The organism is Actinomyces minihominis (genome assembly GCF_900187855.1).
In the GTDB taxonomy this organism is placed as follows: Bacteria; Actinomycetota; Actinomycetes; order Actinomycetales; family Actinomycetaceae; genus Scrofimicrobium; species Scrofimicrobium minihominis.
In genome coordinates this window covers 24,695-48,465 of record NZ_FYEG01000010.1, presented here as the reverse complement: position 1 = coordinate 48,465, position 23,771 = coordinate 24,695, and the positions used below count along the sequence as shown (strand labels likewise).

Annotated in this window: 17 protein-coding genes and 1 rRNA gene; 15 read left to right on the top strand and 3 right to left on the bottom strand. The window is 58.2% G+C overall.

Annotation, left to right across the window (positions count from 1 at the left end):
• Positions 1-114, top strand: a 5S ribosomal RNA gene (rrf, locus tag CS903_RS08680); the annotation flags it as partial.
• An 82-nt stretch (positions 115-196) separates the two neighbouring features.
• On the opposite strand, the gene CS903_RS08675 is transcribed toward rrf, so the two are convergent.
• On the bottom strand, positions 197-448 hold the full coding sequence (locus CS903_RS08675; protein WP_207203802.1) for a GlsB/YeaQ/YmgE family stress response membrane protein: 252 nt from the start codon (positions 446-448) through the stop codon (positions 197-199).
• Between the two features lie 332 nt (positions 449-780).
• Here CS903_RS08675 and eda point away from each other — a divergent pair, with 332 nt between their 5' ends.
• Complete coding sequence (gene eda / locus CS903_RS08670) at positions 781-1,419, top strand: bifunctional 4-hydroxy-2-oxoglutarate aldolase/2-dehydro-3-deoxy-phosphogluconate aldolase (RefSeq protein WP_099333159.1); 639 nt, start codon at positions 781-783, stop codon at positions 1,417-1,419.
• Positions 1,420-1,435: 16 nt separating this feature from the next.
• Here the strand turns inward: eda and CS903_RS08665 are convergent, their stop codons facing one another.
• Complete coding sequence (locus CS903_RS08665) at positions 1,436-2,869, bottom strand: alpha,alpha-trehalose-phosphate synthase (UDP-forming) (protein WP_099333158.1); 1,434 nt, start codon at positions 2,867-2,869, stop codon at positions 1,436-1,438.
• A gap of 115 nt (positions 2,870-2,984) precedes the next feature.
• Here CS903_RS08665 and otsB point away from each other — a divergent pair, with 115 nt between their 5' ends.
• From otsB to CS903_RS08650, 3 genes are all read left to right on the top strand, one after another.
• Entirely contained in the window at positions 2,985-3,875 is an 891-nt protein-coding gene (gene otsB, locus CS903_RS08660; RefSeq protein ID WP_099333157.1) for a trehalose-phosphatase, read from the top strand.
• Between the two features lie 148 nt (positions 3,876-4,023).
• On the top strand, positions 4,024-4,992 hold the full coding sequence (locus CS903_RS08655; protein WP_099333156.1) for an NYN domain-containing protein: 969 nt from the start codon (positions 4,024-4,026) through the stop codon (positions 4,990-4,992).
• A 92-nt stretch (positions 4,993-5,084) separates the two neighbouring features.
• Entirely contained in the window at positions 5,085-5,495 is a 411-nt protein-coding gene (locus CS903_RS08650) for a DUF6941 family protein (protein ID WP_099333155.1), read from the top strand.
• A 69-nt stretch (positions 5,496-5,564) separates the two neighbouring features.
• Here the strand turns inward: CS903_RS08650 and CS903_RS08645 are convergent, their stop codons facing one another.
• Complete coding sequence (locus tag CS903_RS08645; protein ID WP_099333154.1) at positions 5,565-7,370, bottom strand: oleate hydratase; 1,806 nt, start codon at positions 7,368-7,370, stop codon at positions 5,565-5,567.
• A gap of 476 nt (positions 7,371-7,846) precedes the next feature.
• Here CS903_RS08645 and CS903_RS08640 point away from each other — a divergent pair, with 476 nt between their 5' ends.
• The 10 genes from CS903_RS08640 (at position 7,847) to pyrG (ending at position 23,753) form a co-directional block, all read left to right on the top strand.
• Positions 7,847-12,985, top strand: coding sequence for a 5'-nucleotidase C-terminal domain-containing protein (locus CS903_RS08640; protein WP_164996722.1), 5,139 nt, complete (start codon positions 7,847-7,849; stop codon positions 12,983-12,985).
• 174 nt (positions 12,986-13,159) lie between these two features.
• A complete protein-coding gene (locus CS903_RS08635; protein ID WP_129587642.1) occupies positions 13,160-13,567 on the top strand; it encodes a hypothetical protein in 408 nt (135 codons plus the stop codon).
• 88 nt (positions 13,568-13,655) lie between these two features.
• Complete coding sequence (locus tag CS903_RS08630) at positions 13,656-16,247, top strand: HAD-IIA family hydrolase (RefSeq protein WP_164996721.1); 2,592 nt, start codon at positions 13,656-13,658, stop codon at positions 16,245-16,247.
• A complete protein-coding gene (locus tag CS903_RS09630; RefSeq protein WP_277984884.1) occupies positions 16,237-16,362 on the top strand; it encodes a hypothetical protein in 126 nt (41 codons plus the stop codon). Before CS903_RS08630 ends, CS903_RS09630 begins: the two co-directional genes overlap by 11 nt.
• Positions 16,359-17,219, top strand: a complete 861-nt coding sequence (locus CS903_RS08625) for a TlyA family RNA methyltransferase (RefSeq protein WP_099333150.1) — start codon at positions 16,359-16,361, stop codon at positions 17,217-17,219. Before CS903_RS09630 ends, CS903_RS08625 begins: the two co-directional genes overlap by 4 nt.
• Before the next feature lie 5 nt (positions 17,220-17,224).
• Positions 17,225-18,136, top strand: coding sequence for an NAD kinase (locus tag CS903_RS08620; protein WP_099333149.1), 912 nt, complete (start codon positions 17,225-17,227; stop codon positions 18,134-18,136).
• Positions 18,090-19,805 carry a DNA repair protein RecN gene (gene recN, locus CS903_RS08615; protein ID WP_099333148.1) on the top strand — a complete coding sequence of 572 codons (1,716 nt, stop codon included), beginning with the start codon at positions 18,090-18,092 and terminating at the stop codon, positions 19,803-19,805. Before CS903_RS08620 ends, recN begins: the two co-directional genes overlap by 47 nt.
• A complete protein-coding gene (steA, locus tag CS903_RS08610; RefSeq protein ID WP_099333147.1) occupies positions 19,802-20,989 on the top strand; it encodes a putative cytokinetic ring protein SteA in 1,188 nt (395 codons plus the stop codon). Before recN ends, steA begins: the two co-directional genes overlap by 4 nt.
• A complete protein-coding gene (locus CS903_RS08605; protein ID WP_099333146.1) occupies positions 20,989-21,918 on the top strand; it encodes a copper transporter in 930 nt (309 codons plus the stop codon). Before steA ends, CS903_RS08605 begins: the two co-directional genes overlap by 1 nt.
• A gap of 122 nt (positions 21,919-22,040) precedes the next feature.
• Positions 22,041-23,753: a CTP synthase gene (gene pyrG, locus CS903_RS08600; protein ID WP_099333145.1), complete on the top strand. Its 1,713-nt coding sequence runs from the start codon at positions 22,041-22,043 to the stop codon at positions 23,751-23,753.
• Positions 23,754-23,771 lie beyond the last annotated feature (18 nt).

The following is a 23,771-nucleotide window of genomic DNA, read 5'->3' as shown; positions in this document are numbered from 1 at the left end:
GGGGGGCATAGCGTAAGGGAAACGCCCAGTACCATTCCGAACCTGGAAGCTAAGCCTTACAGCGGCGAAGATACTCCACTCCATAGGGTGCGGGAAAATAGCACCCCCCCGCAAATCAACCAAAAAGTAAGGTCCCAAGACTTCTAAAAGTCTTGGGACCTTACTTGTTTAAGCCGCAGGTTGACCTGGGCGGCGACTATCCGCGCTTCGAAGTTAAGGCGCCGTAGATCAGGAGCACGATAATTGAGCCGGCGATCGCAAGTAGCCAGGTTTGGATAGAAAAGAAGTTTTCTAGGGGTGCGTTGAAGAGCACTGATCCCAACCATCCGCCAAGGAGTGCACCGATCACTCCAAGGATTAGGGTTAGGAACCAACCGGCCCCTTGACGTCCTGGAAGTATCATCTGGGCTATTGCTCCGGCGATCAGTCCGAGTAGAAGAAATGCCAAAAATCCCATTGTGGGTCCCTTCTCGAGTCACTGCGTTTGCTTAGGGGTCCGTCTACGGAAGGCTACTTTCCGTGCCTTCTCTTCTCACTGCCTTTCGCGTGTCGAGCAGGTACAAGCGGAGGTCCTTCGCCGAATCCGCATGTGACCTAGGTCCCTTTCATGGTAGGCAGGTTTCGTTCCTTCGTGCAAGAAACAGTAAGGAAGGCTAGTCATTAGACGGTTGGGTTCAAGGTTCGACCTTCGGAATAGTCGGCGTCGAGTTGTCGGGGTATTCTGAGTGGCAGCAGATCGTCCAACACTCGTTGTCACATGCGGGTTACCGAAGGAAGTTCATGTCCATCTTGGATTTGTTGTCAGAAACCCTGATTGTTCCCATCGTTGTTCTTCACAAACCCGAGAATGCTGCTCGACTTGGGGACGCCCTCGTTGAGGGCGGCCTGCCACAAGCAGAGATTGCGTTTCGTAGTGATGGGGCGTCGGAGATAGTCCGTACGCTTGCCTCCAGGGGGGACATGCTGGTTGGTGCGGGGACCGTGGTCACCGTAGATCAGGTTGATGCTGCTGTAGAGGCAGGCGCTCAGTACATTGCCTCACCCGGAGTGAGCCTGCCTGTCCTCGAACGTGCGGCGGAACTCGGCATTCCGGCGATTCCCGGTGCAGCTACTGCGACCGAGGTGATCTCCGTGTTGGACCTGGGCTACTCCACCATAAAGCTTTTCCCTGCAGCAGCTATGGGAGGCGTCTCCGGAGTCAAGCTACTGGGAGAGGCATTCCCGGGCGTGGACTTTATCCCAGCGGGCGGGGTGGGTGCTGCCCATATCAGGGACTACCTCAGTCTTCGTTCGGTGCTCTGCGTCGGAGGATCATGGATGGTGCCCGGCCAGGCGCTCGGCCGTGAAGACTTCAAAGAGGTGCGCGATCGCTCAGCTCACGCAGTAAGACTCGCAAAGTCAGCCAAGCGCAAGCGCTAGTTCTGGGGGAGCGACACTAGGCTTCGTGCTCCGCAGACTGATCCGGCTTCGAGGTCTCCTCGAGTTGGGTGAGGAAGTTGGTGGCCCAGTCCTGAACAGTGTTGTTCCAGACCTGGCGCTGCATAGCCCTCCAACGTTTGGAGCGTTCAGCGTACGGATCATTGATGGCCTGCATGATCGTGGCTTTGAGGCCATCGAGGTCGTAAGGGTTGACCAGGTAGGCACGCTTCAGCTCGCGGGCTGCTCCGGCAAACTCAGAGAGCACCAGTGCTCCTGACCTGCCGGGGTGGCAGGCAATATACTCCTTGGCCACCAGGTTCATCCCGTCCCGGAGCGGGGTCACCAGCATCACTGAGGCGATTCGGTACATGGCCGCCATCGTTGCCCTCGGGAAACCTGCGTGGCGGTACGAGATTGCAGGACGACCTACACCGCCAACTGATGAGTTGATGCGTCCCACCATAAGGTCAATTTCGTCTCGCAGTACGCGGTACTGTTCGACGTCCTCCCGAGAAGGCGTTGCAACCTGCAGGAACACGGTTTCCTCGGGATCTAGTTCTCCCGATTCAAAGAGCTCTCCTACGGCCTGGATTCTCTGCTTGATCCCCTTCGTGTAGTCGAGGCGATCTACTCCGAGAATAATTGTCTTTGGATGACCTAACTGCTCCAGAAGCTCCTCGGACTCATCCTTGACAATATCTGACTGGGCGAGGGCGTGAAATCCTTCCACATCGATTGAGATGGGGAAGGCGCGCGCGGTGCAGGTGTGGCTGCCACCAAGCACGACGCGATTGCGTTCTACTCGATGCTCGGTCCTCTTCCTCACGAGGCGCAGAAAGTTCTTTGCGCCACCCGGTGTTTGGAATCCAACCAAATCTGCTCCCAACAGCCCGTTGATGAGTTGAGTTCGCCAGGGGATCTGTTCAAACAGCTCGACGGGTGGAAAGGGAATATGCAGGAAGAAGCCGATCTTCAGATCGGGGCGTAGCTCGCGGAGAATCTGCGGCACTAGTTGAAGCTGGTAGTCCTGAATCCAGACGGTAGCACCCGGTGCAGCAACCTCTGCGGTTACCTTTGCGAAACGGTGGTTGACCTTTTGGTAGGACTCCCACCACTCGCGGTGAAACTCTGGGAATGCGACTGCATCGTGGTAGAGCGGCCAGAGCGTCGCATTGGAGAATCCCTCGTAGTAGCGAGTGATTTCCTCGGCGCTCAGTTCGACGGGAACAATGTCGTAGCCCTCGTGTCTGAAGGGCTTGACTGTTTCATCTGGCGCGCCAATCCAGCCCACCCATGCGCCACCCGTTTGGCGCATCAGTGGTTCCAGGGCCGTCACCAGGCCTCCGGGTGCCGTCTGCCAAGATGACTGCCCCTTCTCATCCGTGACCCTGTTTACCGGCAGTCGGTTTGCCACAACCACGAAACTGGCGTTGGCCATCGACTTTGGCATCTTGCCTCCTAGATAGCTTTCACTCAAACGGTAACTCTTTGGGCGTGTGAACGCTATTAGACGTTTCGCCATGGAGGCTTTTTACCACATGGATGGGACCCGGTAGGGTTGAGCCATGACGGATCAGTGGACGGCTCGAACATCCGCCGGCGCAACATTCTCTCGCGCGATCAGGCGCGATCCGGCTCAGGCGCTACTGGTCTTTGACTTTGACGGGACCCTGTCCCACATTGTCTCTGATCCATCCCAAGCCCGAATGGTTGAGGCCTCAGCTGAAGCCATGAAGCGCCTCGCAAAGGCCAAGGTCCAAATGGCCATCATCTCGGGTCGTCCCGTATCAAGTCTCATCGAGCTCGCAGACGCCTACGATCGGCGCGGGTTGGCGAATGCGCATCTCTTTGGACAGTACGGGGCTGAGTACTTGAACATGACCACGGGGGAGTTTTCCAAACCCAATCCCAAACCGGAGATCATCAAAGCTCGGACAGATCTGGCAGCCCTCTCCCGGGTTTTCCCTGGATCCCATGTGGAGGACAAAGGCCTGGCCGTTGCTCTCCATGTTCGCAACACTGAGCACCCTGACTCTGTCTACGTAGCAGTTGAAGACGAGTGTCGAGAGATCGCTGGACGCTATGGACTGACGGTCGAACCCGGTCGTTACGTATGGGAACTACGGGGAGCCAGCGTCAACAAGGGGGATGCCCTACGTGAGCTTATCAGTGAACTCAAACCCGCCGCCGTGATGTTTGCGGGGGACGACTTGGGTGACATCGCTGCTTTCGAGGCTCTTTCCGAGATCAAACTCCATGGTGGGCCTGGGTCCAGCGAACTTCGGAGCACCTGCGCAGTCGTCTCAGCTTCCCCGGAGGCTCCGGATCTCATCAACTACGCGGATATTCTCTGCAAGGGGCCGGATGGTGTTGCAGCTTGGCTTGGATGGCTTGCCAGTGAGGTAACACGGAGATCACCTCGGGACACCGGGCTCGACCTCGAGCAGAACCTCTAATTCCCGACCAACCCCTGGTGAGTCGGATCGGCGCCACTCCAACCTCAAGCAGACGCGATGGGCAAACACCCCTAGACTGATCCAGCATGGCGATGGGGCCGGACCGGGCAGTGTCGCCCGGACGCGTTGGTAGAGAGGTGGTTATTCTATGAGGTCGAAGACAGCAATCTTCGTGGACGCGGGCTACCTTATTGCCGCAATGGCAAGCCGTCTGACCGGGTCATCCCTCCGCAGGGGAATCACAGTGAACTACCAGCAGGTGGTGGACTCTCTGGTCGATCTCGTTGATAGGGAGAGTGGTCTTCCTCTGCTGCGGGTCTACTGGTACGACGCGGCGCGAAACGGCGTGTTGGACACAAATCAAGAAGCCATTGCTGCACTTCCCAGGGTCAAGGTACGGCTTGGAAGAACAGGCGTTGACGGCGAACAGAAGGGGGTTGACCTGCGGATTGGGCTCGACATGGTCGGGCACTCACGTGATGGCGTGGTCGACTCCATTTATCTGGTCTCCGGTGACGATGATCTGACCGAGGCCGTTGAGGAAGCCCAGGCCAAGGGGGTGCAGGTAACGGTTCTGGCAGTCCCCGACTCCACGGGTAAAGCCCACGGAGTGAGCAGGCACCTGACCCGCGCTGCTGATGGAGTGTTAGTGCTGGATGGTGAGCACCTGGATACCTGTGCCAAGCCTTCGATGGTCGCTTTCATGCCGACTCCGGGCGCCCCAATGAAGTCCAAGTCCAAGGACCTGCCGAGATCGCCAAGTCCTGCTGACCTGGCGTCTCGAGTGGCGGGACCGGCCCCGGCGCCGACTTCAACCATCGTCTACAGCAGCGGATCTCGATCACCCAGGTATGTGGATTCGACATATTCGGTGGGGGAGGACGAGCTCCAAAGAAAGATTGAGTCAGTAGTAGAGAAGGCCTACCTGGCATGGTCTTCGTCCTATCCGGTTGCTCAGAGGCGTGAAAAACTGGCATTGAAACCGATGGTGCCCAGTGATCTCGACCGTGCAATGCTGCTAGACCTTGCCGACGCTCTTGACAACTACAATCTGGGTGATGACATCCGCGTCCGCCTCCGCTCGGAGCTATGGCGGTTAGTGGATGAGGAGGGCTAGGTCCTTCGGTGCAGGTCAAACACTCGCGAGGGGGTCTTGGCCGGTAGGCTTAGAAATGGAACTGGCACGTAATCTCAGGGAAGAGGGCGACGATGCGACTGGCCATGGCAGTACTGGCAGATAGTGCGAATGTTCGGGAGGGCATGCTGAATGTCCTCTCGGCGGGTATTAGCGAAATGTGGCGTAAAGAGTTCCCAGCCCCCATGGGTGCGGTGATGCCTTTGCTGATCGAGCTCTCCGAGCACGACGAGTTTGACGTCCTGGTTGTGGAGGCACGACTGATCCGTCGCGGTGAGAGTGGAAACGACGAGCAAGTTGCGTCTATGTCTGGCCAAATCAAGCGTCAGGGAGAGCCAGGCCCGACCACCAACGTGCCTTCGGTACTGGGGTGGAACGACACGATGTTGCCTTCGCCCGGAGAGTACTACGTGCGGGTAAACGTAGGCGGTGTGGTTTGGACCGATGTGCCGTTTAGGGCGCACAAGCTTCCTGCCGGAGGATAGAAAAAGCAGATGAAGAGGTGGCCAGTTCAAAACTGACCACCTCTTCATCTTGACGGCTTCGGATGCTGACTAGACTCCCTTGGCGCGGACGGCTTCGCTCGGCTCAGGAATATCACCTACGGCTTTAATGACACCGTACTGGGCCATCATCTTCCCCAACTCGTTGCCCTCAATGAACTCGCGGATGAACTTTGGCACCGGGTATGGTTTGCGGTCCCGCATGTAGGCGGCGGCCTTCAGCAACTGACGAACGTCGTAAACAGAGTTGAAGACTTCCGGCACACCACGGTCGACCTCGAGGAGGGTGTAAACGGCGACCATTGCGGTGCGTACCGAGTACTCCGTTGTGAAGATCGTGTCCCGTGAACATTCTGCGAACTGTCCAATGAATGCGAAGTTCGTGACGCCCTCGGGGACAACCTGGGGTCGGTCCGTTCCATTCCGCGGCAGGAAAAACGCCGTGATGAAGGGCATCATGCAGGGGTTGCAAATGAGGGACTCTTCTCGCGAGAGCTCATCGATCTCTTCGATGGGAACGCCCATCTGGAAGAGCCATTCCTGAGCAATCTCGCGTCCCGTGCAGTCGCGCATCGGCTTCTTGATGAAGTCGCCCTCACGGTCTGTGAACAGCCCATAGACCCAAACGACGGTCTGGTCGTCGGGCTGGTTGCAGAACTGGGGTTGGCGATTGACAGTCCACGACATGAGCCAACCAGAGTCCTTACAGGTGACGATGCCACCCGTGACAGTCTTGCCGGTGTTTGTGGGGCGCTCGCAAATCTTCTCGATGTACTTGCGAATCCGGTCGTCCTTCACGGTAACTGTTGCGGACTCCCACTGGGATTCGTTGGTCTTGGTGCAGAAGTTGTCGGGGTTGCCAAATGAGGGATCCTGGGCAGCTATCTTGCGCCACAACCACCAGGAGCCGCCCTCGTGGATCTCCGGGTCAAACTTGGCAGGCGTACCCATGTCTCCCCAGGAACTGTTCTCTACCAGTGAGCCGTTGGTGACGAAAACAAGGTCATCGTCTGTGAGGTCGAGGACCACCTCTTCACCGCCGCGAAGGTAGGTGAGCGTCTTGGCGCGCTTAACGCCCTCGACGTCGTTAATCTCGAACTGAACATCGGTGACTTTTGAGTCATTCTGGAAGGTTACGCCTGAGTCGCGGAGCCACTTCTTGGCGGGGAGTACCAGCGACTCATACTGGTTGTACTTGGTGAACTTTAGGGCTGACATGTCTGGCAGGCCTGCGATGTCGTGGATGAAGCGTGCGAGGTAAAGCTTCATTTCGAGCGCCGAGTGCCACTGTTCAAAGGCGAACATCGTGCGCCAGTAAAGCCAGAAGTTCGACTCGAGGAAGTCCTTGCCCATGACCTCTTCGATGCGCTTGTCGTAAAGCTTCTCGGGAAGGGCGAGGACGAGATCCATGATGTCCTTCATAGCCTCCATGGAAAGGCCAAACTTACCTTCGAGTCCAGCGTCCTCCCCCTGGTTGATGGTCACGCGACGCTTTGTGAAGTTCGGGTCCTCTTTATTGAGCCAGTAGAACTCATCGAGTACGGAGCCATCGACCTCCAGGGAAGGGACGGAACGGTACAGATCCCAGAGGCATTCGAAATGGGCTTCCATTTCACGACCGCCGCGAAGCAGCCAACCCGTGAGCTCATTACCTGCTCCGTCCAGGGCTCCACCATCAACCTTGGAGGCCTCCAAGATTGTGATCTGCTCTGGGTTCAACTGGCCATCGCGGACCAAAAAGCCCGCTGCTGCAAGCCCTGCGAGTCCTGAGCCGACGATCCAAGCTCTCTTGTTTTCTGCGCCAACCGGTTTCTTGGGTCGTGCAAATGCCTCGTAGTTCCCACTGGAGTAGTACATGGGGTCCTCTCTTGTGTCTTGAGAAACTGTTATGCCAATGGTCTCAGAGTTCGCCGGGTCGCACTTGGTGATCACGCCGGGTCGCACTTGGTGATCAATTGAAGGGCGGAAGAATCGCACGTATGTTCACCCTGGCTCCACCCGCTGAACCCAGCGGTGCCTGAAGTGCAAAAAGAGGGTAAAAGGTGCAGCGTTGGGCCGCTGAGTGGTTCGCCTTCATGTTGCAGTCACACCATGAAACGGGATAGGTTTGGCCCACCAAACATGCCCTTTTTTGGGTATCAGTCTGGAAGGTCAGGTGTTTCGATGGAAACGTCAAGACGCCCGACACAGTCAGCTACGACAAAGTTGTAGAAGTCTGCGGGCGTAATGCCTGCACTGTCGAAGGAGACAGAATGCGATTAGTTTCGCGATGGTCCTCCGTTATAGCGGCAACGGCCCTTGTGGGTACGTCTTTTACCCTGGCCGTCCCCGCTATGGCAGAGGAACTGCCTGTCGACGACCAACAGGTCGTTGTGACAGAAACCGTCGATGAGACGGTGTCAGAGGAAAGTACCGATAGCGGAAGCCTCGGGGAAGAAGCTTCCACAGAAGAAGAAGTAAGTAGCGAGGATGTTGCTGAGGAGGCCGTAGAAGAGGTTACGGAACCTGCAGCTGAAGAGGTTGCTCCTCCAGTTGACCCCGATCACGATGTTCGTCGACTTGCAGGTAAGGATCGTTACGGAACCAACCTTGCAGTGAACGAAGCTCTTGGTTATGCCAAGGGGGGCACCGTCATTGTTGCGACCGGCGCTAACTACGCTGACGCACTGAGTGCTGCGCCCGCCGCAGCCAGCAGGGATGGCGCATTGTTCCTGACCTCCAAGGGTTCGCTTTCCAGTGCAACTCTTGCTGAGATCAAGAAACTTGAGCCAAGGCGCGTTTACGTTATTGGCGGCACTGGTGCAATCTCCTCGAAGGTAGTTACCCAGCTTCGTGATGCCACGGATGTCTTCCCGTTGCGTCTTGCAGGCGCTGATCGCTATGAGACCAGTGCGAAGGTCTTCCAGCACTTCTTCTCCGGAAGCACCGTTCCCACTGCCTTTGTGGCAACGGGTCAGGACTTCCCTGATGCGCTGTCGGCTTCGGCTGCCGCAGGAGCACTTGGTGGTCCGGTCCTCCTCGTGAATGGAACCACCGGTAAGAACCTGATGTCAGAGTCAACAGCTCTGCTGAAGCGCCTTGGGACTGAGAACATCTTAATCACGGGCGGTCAAGGTGCTGTTAACAGCACGATCGAGGCCAACCTGTCGAAGGCATTCCCGAACGTTGAGCGGCTTCAGGGTAAGGATCGTTACGCCACCAACATGGCGGTCAACGTCTACCTGAACAAGCATGCAGGTTCGGTGCCGATGACCGGCGTCTGGATCGCAACCGGAAAGAACTTCCCGGATGCGTTGACTGCAGCTCCCGCTGCGGGTGACATGACCCAGCGCCTCGTCCTCACCAACGGTGTTTGCATTCCGAAGCCTGTAGTTTCCAAGTGGATCAATGGTCCCGGTTCACAGGTCGAGATGACGACCCTGGTCGGTGGGCTAGGGGTTCTCCCCGAAGCACTCATGGCTCTGCCCGAGTGTGGCGGCACAGTTGGTACCACCACTGAGGTAACGCTGCTGAACATCAACGATTTCCATGGTCGTATTGATGGAACGCTGAACGCTGATGACAGTGCCCTAACAGCCAGCTCAACCGTCAACTTTGGTTACACGGTTGACTCGTTGCGTAATGCTGCTGGTTGGGATAATTCGTTGTTCCTTTCCGCTGGTGACAATGTTGGTGCAACCCTGTTTGCATCGGCACTGGCCCAGGATCAACCGACCATCGACCTGCTCAATGCACTTGGCCTGGAGGCTTCGGCCGTGGGTAACCATGAGTTCGATGCCGGTTGGGCGGACCTTCGTGATCGCCTGACATCTGAGTTCAACGGTGTTCTGCTGGGCGCCAACGTTTACAAGGAAGGGACGACTCGTCCTCTTCTGCCCGAGTACGCGATGCTTGATGCTGCTGGCCTGAAGGTCGCAGTTATCGGTGTTGTTACTGAGGACACTCCGACACTGGTCAACCCGGCCAATGTCGCAGGTGTGACTTTCGGTGATCCGGTTGAGGCTGTACAGCGAGTCGCTGCCAAGCTGGAGGCGCTGCCCCTGGCTGAGCGTCCCGATGTCATCGTGGCTGAGTACCACGAAGGCGCGGCGGGTGTCAATGCTGATACGACCCTGGAAAGCAAGATTGCTGCCGGTGGTATCTTCGCCAAGATTGCGCTTGATACCCCTGCTTCAGTTGATGTGATCTTCAATGGTCACACCCACCAGGAGTACACCTGGAACGGCCCGATCCCGGGAACCGATGGAACCCGTCCGATTGTTTCCACCGGTTCCTACGGCGCAAACGTGGGCAACGTCGTCCTGACTGTCGACACTGCAACCAGCACTGTTGACAGCTACACGATGGAGCTTGTGAACACAAAGTCCTTCGCAGCCGGTACCACGATTGATTCCATGATTGCAGCGAGCCCCGTGCTGGCTGAGGTTTATGGGATCACGCTTGAGGCTTTGCAGGTTGCAAAGATTGAGGGTGAGGTTCCGGTTGGTCAGATTACGCAGACTCTGTCGCGTGATTACACCAAGGGTGTTTATGTTGAGGGCAAGTGGCAGAAGGGTGATTCCGGAGCGGCTAATAACCGTGATGGTGAGTCCCCGATGGGTACGCTTGTTGGCAACATGCTCCGTGATGGTCAGATGGCGCAGCTTCCGAAGGCACCTGATTTTGGTGTGACTAACCCGGGTGGTCTGCGTACGGACTTCGATTACGGCACTGATGGTGTTTTGACTGTTGCTGAGGCTCGTGCGGTTCTTCCGTTCAATAACAACCTGTCGGTTGTTGAGATGACGGGTGAGCAGATTGTGACGATGTTGGAGCAGCAGTGGCAGAGGGATGCGGCGGGTAATGTTCCTTCGCGTTCTTACTTGCAGTTGGGTCTGTCTGACAATGTTTCGTACACCTACCATGAGATTGATGATCCGGCTCAGCCTGGCTTCAAGCTTGGTGTCATTGATTCGGTGACTATTGATGGTGTGGCTTTGGATCCTGCGGCTACCTACAACGTGGGTACGTTTGAGTTCCTGGCTGCTGGTGGCGATAACTTCTGGGTCTTCAAGGAGGGTGTTGTTACTGATACCGGCCTGGTTGACTGGGAGTCATGGTTGGCTTACCTGTCGGCAGCATCCGGCAAGACCGGAGATGTGTTCACATCTCCCATTGCTCCGGATTACACCCGACGCGGCGTAGCTGTCGAGGGTCTTCCGGAAACATTCGGCTACGGCGATGAAGTTACTCTGACTTTCCGTAACATGGATGTTCATGCTGTTGGGGCCCCGGCTAACACCAAGTTGGATGTCACTCTTGGTGGTGTTTCGGTAGGTTCATTCGATATTACGAATGAGATGCTGGCAAACGGTAACTGGACTGACAAGGCAGTCGTGACCTTCACGGTTCCCGCGGATGTCCCAGCCGAAGGCGAGTTGGTTGCCACGGCCGCACCGACCGGCACCGAGGTGGTGATCCCATACAAGGCCGGCCTGGGAGCTGGAAAGACCGAGCTGACGCTGCTGAACATCAACGACTTCCACGGTCGTATTGATGGAACTCTGAACGCTGATGACAGCGCACTGACCGGAAGTCTCACCATGGACTTCGCCTATACGGTTGATTCGCTGCGTAACGATGCTGGTTGGGATAATTCGTTGTTCCTTTCCGCTGGTGACAATGTTGGGGCGACCCTGTTTGCATCGGCACTGGCAAAGGATCAGCCGACCATCGATATTCTCAACTCGCTTGGCTTGGAGGCTTCGGCCGTGGGCAACCACGAGTTCGATGCCGGTTGGGCCGATATCGAGGGACGTCTGACGTCTGAGTTCGACGGTGTTCTGCTGGGCGCCAACGTCTACAAGAAGGACACGACTACACCGGCGCTGCCTGAGTACGCGATGCTTGATGCTGCCGGCCTGAAGGTCGCAGTTATCGGTGTTGTTACTGAGGACACTCCGACACTGGTCAACCCGGCCAATGTCGCAGGTGTGAGCTTCGGTGATCCGGTTGCGGCCGTGCAGCGTGTTGCAGCTAAGCTCGAAGCTCTTCCGGAAGCGGAGCGTCCCGATGTCATCGTGGCTGAGTACCACGAAGGCGCGGCGGGTGTCAATGCTGATACGACCCTGGAAAGCAAGATTGCTGCCGGTGGTATCTTCGCCAAGATTGCGCTTGATACCCCTGCTTCAGTTGATGTGATCTTCAATGGTCACACCCACCAGGAGTACACCTGGAACGGCCCGATCCCGGGAACCGATGGAACCCGTCCGATTGTTTCCACCGGTTCCTACGGCGCAAACGTGGGCAACGTCGTCCTGACTGTCGACACTGCAACCAGCACTGTTGACAGCTACACGATGGAGCTTGTGAACACAAAGTCCTTCGCAGCCGGTACCACGATTGATTCCATGATTGCAGCGAGCCCCGTGCTGGCTGAGGTTTATGGGATCACGCTTGAGGCTTTGCAGGTTGCAAAGATTGAGGGTGAGGTTCCGGTTGGTCAGATTACGCAGACTCTGTCGCGTGATTACACCAAGGGTGTTTATGTTGAGGGCAAGTGGCAGAAGGGTGATTCCGGAGCGGCTAATAACCGTGATGGTGAGTCCCCGATGGGTACGCTTGTTGGCAACATGCTCCGTGATGGTCAGATGGCGCAGCTTCCGAAGGCACCTGATTTTGGTGTGACTAACCCGGGTGGTCTGCGTACGGACTTCGATTACGGCACTGATGGTGTTTTGACTGTTGCTGAGGCTCGTGCGGTTCTTCCGTTCAATAACAACCTGTCGGTTGTTGAGATGACGGGTGAGCAGATTGTGACGATGTTGGAGCAGCAGTGGCAGAGGGATGCGGCGGGTAATGTTCCTTCGCGTTCTTACTTGCAGTTGGGTCTGTCTGACAATGTTTCGTACACCTACCATGAGATTGATGATCCGGCTCAGCCTGGCTTCAAGCTTGGTGTCATTGATTCGGTGACTATTGATGGTGTGGCTTTGGATCCTGCGGCTACCTACAACGTGGGTACGTTTGAGTTCCTGGCTGCTGGTGGCGATAACTTCTGGGTCTTCAAGGAGGGTGTTGTTACTGATACCGGCCTGGTTGACTGGGAGTCATGGTTGGCTTACCTGTCGGCAGCATCCGGCAAGACCGAAGAGGGCGCAGCAGTAACCTTCTCCACACCGATCGCACCGGACTTCGCACGTCGCGGAGTTGCTGTTGAAGGCGTCCCTGCAGATGGATTTGTTGCGGGTGAGGAAGTTACTCTGACTTTCCGTAACATGGATGTTCATGCTGTTGGGGCCCCGGCTAACACCAAGTTGGATGTCACTCTTGGTGGTGTTCCGGTTGGTTCATTCGATATTACGAATGAGATGCTGGCAAACGGTAACTGGACTGACAAGGCAGTCGTGACCTTCACGGTTCCCGCTGGATACACAGAGGGAGCTCTTGTTGCCACGGCCGTCCCAACCAACACCGAGGCGGTCATCTACTAGGAAATCAGCTGCAGAAGGCAGATTGATTAACTCGTAGTAAACCTCAGACCGGCGGTCAGACTCGAAAGGGTCTGGCCGCCGGTTTCTCATTGAAGGCTGTGGTTCCTTGACTATGGATGGCCTGATCAAGGCGACTAAGATCAGTTTGAGAAGGCGCTTCTAGGAGGAGTTTCAATGGTGACCACCCGTGTGACGACAGGATCTATCAAACGTCGGGGAGCGCTGCCTATGTCAGTGGCAGCGGGGGTCGTCCTCCTTGCTGCATGTTCAGGCGGAAACGGATCAGGTAGCGCGTGTGTGGGGACGTGGAACATGCAGTCCCTTGAAGCCGGTAATCAGTCACTGACAGCAGAACAGCTGGCGAACTTTAAAGACTCCGACCTTGGGTTCACCCTCATAATGGAGACGGATGGAACCGCAATGTTCCACATTGCAGGTAATGAGGCGCCAGGAACATGGGAACCCACCAACGATGGATGCAGCATCGACATAGATGGAGACATTAATCAGGCTTCGCTTGAGGGAGACTCATTGATTCTTGAGATGGATGAATCTACGGCGACGTTCACAAAGGAGCCGTAAGACACGAAATCATCAGGTTTCGTTGGTTTATGCGCGGGTAGACTTGCGCCAGTTGACTTTTAAGAGATCAGTGGAAGAAAGAGGCGCCGTGGCGTACGAAGATCGCGATGACCGTCAGGATCGCTCCCGAGGCGATTACCGAAGTAAATCAGGCAGCCGTGATCGGCAGGGTGGTGAGCGTAAGTCCTATGGGGACCGCAACCGTAATCAGGGTGAGCGTAAGTCCTATGGGGATCGCAAGCCTTACGGCGATCGGAACCAGGGTGAGCGTAAATCCTATGGGGACCGCGATCGGAACCAGGGTGAGCGTAAGCCTTACGGCGATCGTGATCGTAATCAGGGTGAGCGTAGGTCCTACGGGGATCGCGATCGTAACCAGGGTGATCGCAAGCCTTACGGGGATCGTAAGCCTTATGGTGATCGCAAGCCATATGGTGACCGTAACCAGGGCGACCGCAAGTCCTACGGTGGGGATCGCCGCGCCAATCGCCGTGATGACAGGGGCGGGCGCGAGGAACAGCCGCGTTTCGCTGGCCAGCGCTCCGACGGTCGTAAGCAGAATCGAGGCAATGATCGGTTCGGCGACAAGAAGCGCCCTCGTCCCCACCAGGCAGAGTATCGCTCCGCCGATCCTGACGAACCCGTAATCCCAGCGGGTGTTGTTGCTGACGAGATTGGCGAGGACGTACTACGTGCCCTCGACACACTTGCTGGCGCCAACAAGGAGATTGTTGCTCGCCACCTCGTGATGGCCGGGCAGCTGATTGAGATTGATCCGGACAAGGCATACGAGCACGCTCAGGCCGCCGTAAAGCGCGCTGGACGCGTCGATGTTGTCCGGGAGGCCGCCGCACTTACCGCCTATGCAACAGACCGCTACGAAGAGGCCCTTCGTGAGGTTCGTGCTGTGCGCCGCATGCGAGGGGATGAGTCCCTGCGTGCCATTGAAGCTGACTGTGAGCGTGGCCTCGGGCGTCCCGAGAAGGCCCTCGAGGTCGTTGACGCGGCTGACACCTCGAAGATGCCCCTGGACGAACAGGTTGAGCTCGTCCTAGTTTCGGCTGGTGCCCGACAGGACCTGGGCCAAACCGAAGCTGCGTTGATCATTATTGAGGAAGCGCTCGCGGTTGTCCCAGTTGAGGGGGAGGACTTCGCGCGCGGACGCCTCATGAGCATGCAGGCAGATCTGCTTCGCGCCCTAGATCGTAATGATGAGGCCGATGCTGTGGAAGCAGCCATTCCAGAGGCTGAAGAGGTCATGGAAATCACCGACCTCAGCGAAATGCTTGATGCGGATGTCGACCATACCCGAACCCCACTTCGCGGCAGCAGCAAACCGATTGTGGAGATGTACGATTCGCTGATCTTGGATCTGGATGGGGTTTGCTTCGAAGGAACCAGCCCGATCCCACACGCAGAAACTGTCCTCAACGAGGTCGCTGATGCAGGTCTGAATCTTGCTTACGCAACGAACAACGCCTCTCGTTCGACTACTGAGGTAGCTGAGAAGCTGACCGGTTTCGGAATTCCGGCTGACGAAGCCCACATCATGACTTCGGCAATGGACGCCATGTACATGCTTCGCAACGACCTCGAAGAGGGGAAGACCATTCTGGTGGTCGGATCCCAATCACTTGAGGACCTGGTTGTTCGCGTCGGATTCGTTTCGGTTCGCGATGCCCAGGGTGACGTTGACGCCGTAATCATCGGCTATGACGCCAGCGTTGGTTGGGCTCAGCTCTCTGAGGCTGCGTATGCGATTAACAAGGGTGCGCGTTTCTACGCAACCAACCTTGACTCCACGCTCCCAACCGAACGCGGTATGGCACTTGGTAATGGCTCTCTGGTGGCTGCGGTGTCTCGTGCAACCAACAGGCGCGCCGAAGCGAGTGGCAAGCCCCACCCGGAGATCTTGCTTCGAGCTGCAGCCAAGGTGAATGCTCAGACTCCGCTGGCTGTTGGCGACAGGCTCGAGACCGATATTGCAGCTGCCTTTGCCGCACGGATCCCGTCGTTCCATGTTCTTACCGGGGTCAGCTCCGCAGCCGACGTTGTGGCAGCGAAGCGTGGCGAGCGTCCGGACTACCTGTCGCTCGACCTACGCGGACTGCAGGAGCTGCACCCGCAGCCCAAACACCACCGCGATGGGACCTGGACTGCCGGTGTCTCGCAGCCTGTGTCATTCACTCGCTGGGGATACCTGGTCATTGATGGCATCGAGATGAGAGCCGATGGGGACCCGATAACCATTAATCTTGATACCTACCGTGCAGCAGCTGCCGCGGGTTGGGAGGCGACCGACCTCGACCGCAAGGTTAGGGTTCCGAAGCTAGTTGTCGTTGACAACGATGACCCGACGGGTGTTGTCACTGAACCGAATTTCGCCGAACCGGCTGAAGAGGTTGAGGTCGAGGGAGAAGTGGCATCCGAAACGGGACGCGACGAAGAAGCAGCAGATCTCAATGTGATTGAGGTTGACTCTGATGCGTCTGCCGAACTTGACGAGCTTCTTGCAGGTGAGGTCTCTGAAGATCCCGTGAACGAGGACGAAGGGATTTCCAGCGAGGAGGTAGAAGTCATCGCGGAAGCTGAGGAACTGGTGGATGAAGCTGCCGATCTAGAGGATGCTGGTGTGCCAGATGCCGAAGTTGCGGACGAGGTTAGCTCGAGTGACGACTGAGGCTGCTGAGGCAGTTGCAACCAAGGAGATCGAGAGCCTGAACCTCGAGCTCGGAGAGCTGCGTGGCCTGGAGAAGGAGCTGCGCGACCAGCTGGCCTCCATGAAGGTGCAATGACCAGGCGTCGCCTTGATGCAGAGTTGGTGCGCCGCCATCTCGTGGACTCACGAACGGCGGCGCAGCAGCTTATCTCTGCCGGCAGGGTGACGGTCGGTGGCCTCAAAGCCACAAAGGCTGCCACCCAGGTTGAGGAGGCTGCAGCGATCGAAGTGGTCCCGGCGCCTGAAGAGGACTGGGTATCACGGGGGGCCCACAAGCTCATCGGTGCGCTGGACGCATTTGCTGGTTATCTTCCCCCTATTGAGGGGCAGTGGTGCCTGGATGCGGGGGCCTCGACAGGGGGCTTCACCGAGGTTCTCCTCAGTCGGGGGGCCGAGGGCGTGGCGGCAGTTGATGTCGGCTACGGTCAGCTTGCTTGGAAGCTTCGTGAGGATTCCCGCGTACTCGTCCTCGAACGTACGAACATTCGTCACCTGGAGCCCGAGCAGGTGCTGTCCCCAGAGGGGTTGGCGCCAACACTCGTGGTCTCCGACCTCTCCTTCATTTCCCTGACCAAGGTGATTGAGAACCTTGCCCACTGCGCTCCGGGAGCACTTCAGGTGCTGATGGTGAAACCTCAGTTTGAGGTCGGTAAGGGACGCGTCGGCAGCGGGGGAGTTGTTCGCGATCCGGCCCTGCGCACTGAAGCCGTGCAGCAGGTTGCAGATTTTGCAGCGACGGTGGGGCTGGGAACGGTCGCTGTGGCACCGTCTCCGCTTCCTGGGCCGGCCGGCAACGTCGAGTACTTTTTACTTCTTGCCCCCCTGTCCACAGGGGCGGCGACCGGGCACGACCTCGATGTCTTGGTTGGCGATAGGCTTGCGGAGGCCATCTCTACGGCTGTTGCAACTGGTCCTCAAACTGGGATTGAGTAGGTGTCATGAAGATCCTCCTGGTCCGTCATCGTCATCGGCCCGAGGTGCAGAGGGCGACTCGGCGCATTTATCGGCGCGCCGGTGAACTTGGTGTTGAGGTCATTGATGTGGCGGATCTTGTGGATAGCGAGGATGACTTCGAAAAACTCGTCCTCGAGGATAAGCCTGATCTGATCCTGACTCTGGGCGGTGATGGGACCCTACTGAGTGCCGCCGAGATTGCTTACCGCGAGGACGTGCCTCTGCTGGGAATCAACTTCGGACACATGGGGTTTCTGACCGAAACAACAGCGGACTCGGTGGTCAGGGTTCTACGTCAGGTTGCATCCGGAGATTTTGGGACTGACACCAGGATGACTCTGTCGGTCCGAATTGTTCGTCCCGACGGCAGCATCCATGAGGATTGGGCGCTCAATGATGCGGTGATCCTTCACTCCGACAACGCCCATCCCGCTGACTTTGCTTTCGCAGTCGATGGTCAGGTGGTGTCCACGTACGCTGCCGACGGGATCATTCTGGCCACTCCAACAGGATCCACTGCCTACGCTTTTTCTTCTGGCGGGCCGGTGGTGTGGCCGGAGACCCAGGCAATCGTAATGGCGCCACTGGCAGCCCACGGACTCTTTACCCGCCCCCTCGTGGTTGCTCCGTCCTCGCACCTGGAGGTGGGGGTCCTGGCTTCAAACCGGGTGGCTCCAACTGTTTGGCTCGATGGGCGCCGCGAAGTCCAAGCCCCGGCTGGTTCGCGCGTTGAAGTGACGATGGGGAAACGACCAATCAAGCTTGTGCGCCTCGATGACATGCCGTTTGCCAAACGTCTGGTCACGAAGTTCAACCTGCCCGTGACGGGGTGGCGTGCAGAGACGGTTCATGACGAGGGCGATGACGCCTCGGGAAGCCCCGGCCATGCTGAATGAGCTGAGAATTTCCGGCTTGGCGCTCCTGGAGGACTGCGAACTTGAACTAATCCCCGGTCTTACGGCCATTACGGGCGAAACCGGGGCCGGGAAGACCATGCTGCTGACAGCTTTGCGGTTGCTCACGGGTGGCCGGGCTGAGCCACGCATTATTAAGTCAGACCGCGATCGAACCGAAGTTGATGCGGTGATGAGTGTTCCGCGCCAGGTTGCCGAAACCCTTGAAGAGGGCGGGTTTGCAATCGAGGACGGGGAGGCATCTTTCTCGCGGACAGTCATGTCCTCGCGCTCCCGAGCAGCTGTGTGTGGCCGACCTGTCCCCGCGAAGATCCTTCAAGAGACGGCAGGGGGACTAATCACGATTCACGGCCAGGCTGACCAGTGGCGTCTCCGGTCCCCGCACTACCAACTTGAGGTCCTCGATTCTTTTTCCCCGGCACCACACGCGGACCTTCTTGCTGACTATAGGTCGAAGTTTGAGGCGGTGAAGGTACTTCGCGATCGCACCCTGGAACTGGAAGAGAACAGGGATCGCCTTGAGGCAGAGCTGAGGTACCTGCGTGACGTCACTGCTGAGGTTGCGGCACTTGACCCGGCAGTTGATGAGGAAGACCAGCTTGATTCGGCCATCGACCGCCTCTCCAATGTTGAGGCTCTGAGAAGCGCTGCATCGTCGGCACTCACCATGCTCTCTGATGGTGATGACTCATACGGTCGCCGGGGGATTGCGGACCAACTGGGATCGGTAGCGGAGGCCTTGGTTCGCGCATCGAACCTTGATGAGGGTCTGCAGCAGTACACAGAGCGGGCCCGCTCACTTGATGCCGAGGCCGGCGCCCTGGTGACAGACCTCCGGGACTATCTTGAGGACCTCCTCGACGATCCCGATGAACTCGCTCGCCTTCACGAGCGCCGCGCAACACTGACGGAACTGTGTCGAGGACGCGCGCGTGACGCCGCTGAACTGCTGGCGTGGCAGGAGACAGCCAAGGTCCGCATTGCGGCGCTCGAAGGTGAAGAGGGCGACCCACAGGTTGCCAGAGAGGCCCTGCGGAAGGCCGAAACTGAGTTGTCCGAGGCCGCAGAGCTACTCTCAAAGTCACGGCGTCAGTCCGCTCAACGGCTGGGGGAGCTGGTGGATACCGAGCTCGCTGGCCTTGCTCTTGCCAACGCCAGGTTTATCGTTGACGTCACGCCTATCGAGCCAACCGCAAGCGGCGCCGACAGGGTCCAGATGCTTCTCCAGCCCCACCCCTCTGCTTCCGCCACTCCACTTGGGGAAGGTGCCTCAGGCGGGGAGTTATCACGCATCATGCTGGCCCTGGAAGTGGTTCTGGCTGCTGATGAGACTCCGCAGACCATGGTGTTTGACGAGGTCGACGCCGGTATCGGTGGGCTGACAGCGAACCAGGTCGGAGGACGTCTCAAGCAGCTCGCACAGTTTCATCAGGTCATCGTGGTTACACACCTGGCCCAGGTGGCAGCGCTTGCAGACCGCAACTTTGTCGTGGAAAAGAACGACGGAAACGCTCGGGTTCGCCTAGTTGAGGGTGAGGACAGAACCGATGAGATTGTCCGAATGCTAGGCGGAGACGACGGGGGTGGCGCGGCGCGCCGACACGCCCTCGAACTGGAAAATCAAGGTGGCATGGGACAATTGACGACGTGAAAAAGACTGACTCTAGACCGGTTTCAGCTCTGGCTGCCGTGGCGGACCGCCAGGGACGGTTCAATCGACCACCTGCTCGCGGCAGTATCCTCATCATTGATGCCCCTGACTTAGATTTTGAGTCGGCGCACGTCCTCGCGGCCTATCGCCCGAGGATGGTCCTCAACGCAGCCAAGAGCTCGACGGGTCGCGCACTAGGTATGGGTGGCAGTGTCCTCCTCGGCGTGGGTGTCCCACTGATCGACGACCTGGGCAGCGATCTCCTTGACATTCGCGATGGTGAAACCGTCACCGTCCAGGGTGAAGACGTCTTCACGGGTGACATGCTGGTGGCTTCTGGGCGCCGTGTTACCCAGCAGAACGTAGCGGTCGAGGACGATGAAGCCCGCGAGAGACTGGTAAGCCGGGTTGAGGCTTACGCTCTGTCGTCGGCCCGTGACTTTGGGTCTGAGCAAGCCCTCATTGTTGATGGTGTAGGTCTACCGGCACCCCGCGTCAAGATGAGGGGAAAGATCGTCCTTGTTGCCACCCCGACCACGAATCTGGTCCCGGTCAAAAAGGAGCTGCACCAGTTCCTCGGTGATCACCACCCGGTCATAATTGCGGCTGGCTCCGGAGCCGCGGCCCTTGCCGCGGTGGGATTGAAACCGACCGTCATGGTCGGAGATCCCAGGGACACGGATCCGTCGGCTTTGAAAAAGGTGCGGCAGGTTCTGGTCCCCACCAGGGGAGAGGAGGTCTCTGCCCGGGGACTACTCAAGCGGCACTCAATCGACTTTGATGCTGTTCCAACCGGCCTGTCTGCGACCGATGTGGCCCTGTTGTTCGCGGCCCAGAGCGGCGCGGCGGTTGTGGTGGACTGCTCGGGTTCCCGCTCCCTCGCACAGTTCTTTGATCAGAGCGGCCTGCACACCACCGGGGACATCATGGTGACAACCAAGCTGCGCGACCGACTGATCTCGCTCGACGCTCTTTTGGCGTCGTACCGTCCTCGCCTTTCGGGTTGGTGGTTGGGCCTGCTCCTGCTGGTGGCAGTGGTTGCACTGGCTGCCGCGATCCTCGTTACCCCATGGGGTGCGGGGCTGATCGGTCTCTCAACCGCCGGCCTCGTTGTTCCTACAGTGTTTCCACTAACTTCCAGTCTTCCTACTCGGTATGCTGCTAACCCTTGGAGGGCGTGCTAATGGTCAACTTTCGCTATCACCTGGTCTCACTGATCGCGGTGTTCCTTGCCCTGGCCATCGGGGTTGTTCTCGGTGCCGGACCGCTCCAGAACTCAATCAACGGCTTTGGGAAAGACGAGGCCGCAGTAGCTTCAGTCTCAGAGCTCCAAGAGGCCCTGGTGGCGGCACAGGCCGACGCGGAAGCGGGCAGCCTGGTTGCTGACGCCCTGGCCAACGAAGTACTTCCCGGCACGCTGACCGGTCAGAAGGTTGCTCTGGTGGCGCTTCCCGACACCGCGACCGCCGATCTAGATTCGGTATCCGCAATGCTGACACTGGCCGGCGCAGAGGTACTGGGACCGGTCGAAGTGACAGCCGAGTTCGTGTCGCAGCAGTCGAACACCTACCGTGAAACCCTGGCCTCGCCGGTTTCAGCCCACCTTTCGAAGCGTCCCGCGGATGCCTCACCCTCAACGGTCCTGGCGACCGGACTGGTCGAAGCTCTCACCCAGAGTACGACTGAGGCGGAGTTGATCAGTAGCATGCTAACTGACGAAGCTACGCCCCTGGTCATCAAAGAGTCAATGCCCGGTGAGGCCGCTGACGCCCTGATGCTGGTTGGCCCAGGCGCTGGCGTTTCCGCAGTGGTTTCCGAGGAGGTGCAGTCGGGGGAGAACGCGGGCGAACTCCCTCCGCTGACCCGTGAGGCATGGATTTCACTGGGGATTGCGTTCGGGGGTGCAGAGGTCCCGGCAGTTGCGGTTGGCCAGGCAGCAGGAGCTGAACAGTTCATCGCGGTCCTTCGTGAGGCGGGGTCACCACTTGCAACCGCAGACCGCGGCGGCAGCGCACAGGGCAGCCTGAACGGTGTGCTGATCATCGCAGCCAACACGGGCGGAGCGTTCGGTACCCAGCTTGGAGCAACCACGGTTTTGGCGCCCCTGCCCTGACCAATCAAGCAATAGAAGAGTGTCGCATCCACCCGGATTACGGCACTCTTCGCCATTGGAGTGACCGAGTGGTCTGAGACCGTGGTGAGAAACGACCGGTGAGTTGGGTAGAATGAGGGTCCATGGTCAATGACTCTGTGCGCCCGACCAATGGGCTCTCCTCTGTAAGTAATCACATCACCAAGCAGATTTTCGTCACCGGGGGAGTCGTCTCCTCCCTGGGTAAGGGACTGACAGCATCGTCGCTGGGCATGTTGCTTCGCGCGCGTGGCTTAAACGTCGTCATGCAGAAGCTTGACCCCTATCTGAACGTTGATCCCGGCCTCATGGATCCGTTCCAGCACGGAGAGGTCTTCGTGACAGAGGATGGCTCCGAAACCGACCTCGACATCGGTCATTACGAGCGGTTCCTCAACATTTCCCTCTCCGGCGGTGCGAATGCCACTACGGGTAAGGTCTACTCATCCGTCCTCGCCAATGATCGACGTGGGCACTACGGGGGCGAAACCGTTCAGGTGATCCCCCACGTCACCAATGAGATCGCCAGACGCATGCGAATCCAGGCGCATCCCACGGACGGAAGCGCTGCCCCCGACGTCATCATCACTGAGATCGGGGGGACCGTCGGTGATATCGAGGAAGCACCGTTTCTCGAGGCCGCGCGGCAGGTGAGGCGTGAGCTGGGACGGGACAACTGCATGTTCATCCACGTCTCTCTGCTCCCGTATGTTTCGGCAGCGGGAGAGATCAAAACCAAGCCCACCCAGCACTCCGTAGCCACACTGCGCTCAGTCGGTATTCAGCCGGATATGCTCGTGCTGCGTACCGAGGTCGAAGTACCTGACTCAATTAAGCGCAAAGTGTCAATGATGTGCGACGTTGAGCCCGAGGGTGTGATCATCTGTCCGGATGCCTCGTCGCTGTACGCGGTGCCCAAGGTTCTGCACCGTCAGGGAATGGACGCCTTCGTTGTACGCCGCCTGGATCTGCTGTTCCACGATGTTGACTGGACTCGCTGGGATGACCTGCTTCGCCGCGTCAACTCTCCTCTTCACCAGGTCGAGGTCGCCATTGTTGGAAAGTACACCGAGCTGCCTGACGCGTACCTCTCCGCCACGGAGGCCCTCAAGGCAGGTGGCTTTGCCAATGACTGCAGAGTCAAGACCCGCTGGGTTCGCTCAGGTACGTGTGCCACACCTGAGTCGGCGGCAAAGGCCCTCGAGGAGGTCGATGGCATCCTCCTTCCGGGAACCTTCGGCAACGAGCAGATCGAGGGGGTACTCGGGGCGCTGGAGTACGCGGAGGAGGCTGGGGTACCGGTACTCGGTATCGGACTCGGTGCGCAGTGCATGGTGATCAAGGCGGCTGAGGGGGTGGAGTCCTTGGCTGATGTACCGCTCTCGGGAGACGCTGAAACGAGCCCGCTGATTATCGAGAATCAGGTTGTGGTCACGCAGGCCGAGGACGGCACGAACCGTAAGAGCGGGATGAGGGTCGGCGCCTACCCGGCGCAGCTTGTGAAGGGTTCACGCGTCGAAGAGGTCTACGGGTCGACAGAGATCAGCGAGCGCCACCACCAGAGTGCGGAGATCAACCGAGAACACGAGGATGCGCTCGCCTCGGTAGGTCTGCGGTTCAGCGGATTTTCGCCGGATGGGAAGCTGGTGGAGTTCGTTGAAATGGATGAGGCCGTTCACCCGTTCTACCTGGGAACTCAGGCGCGTCCAGAGTTCAAGTCGCGTCCAACGAGCCCCCACCCGCTCTTCGTCGAGTTTGTGAAAGCCGCCATACGGCATGAAGACTCGCAGGAGGGCGGAGGCAAGCGCGCCCAGTAACTCCGAGGAGCCCGAGGA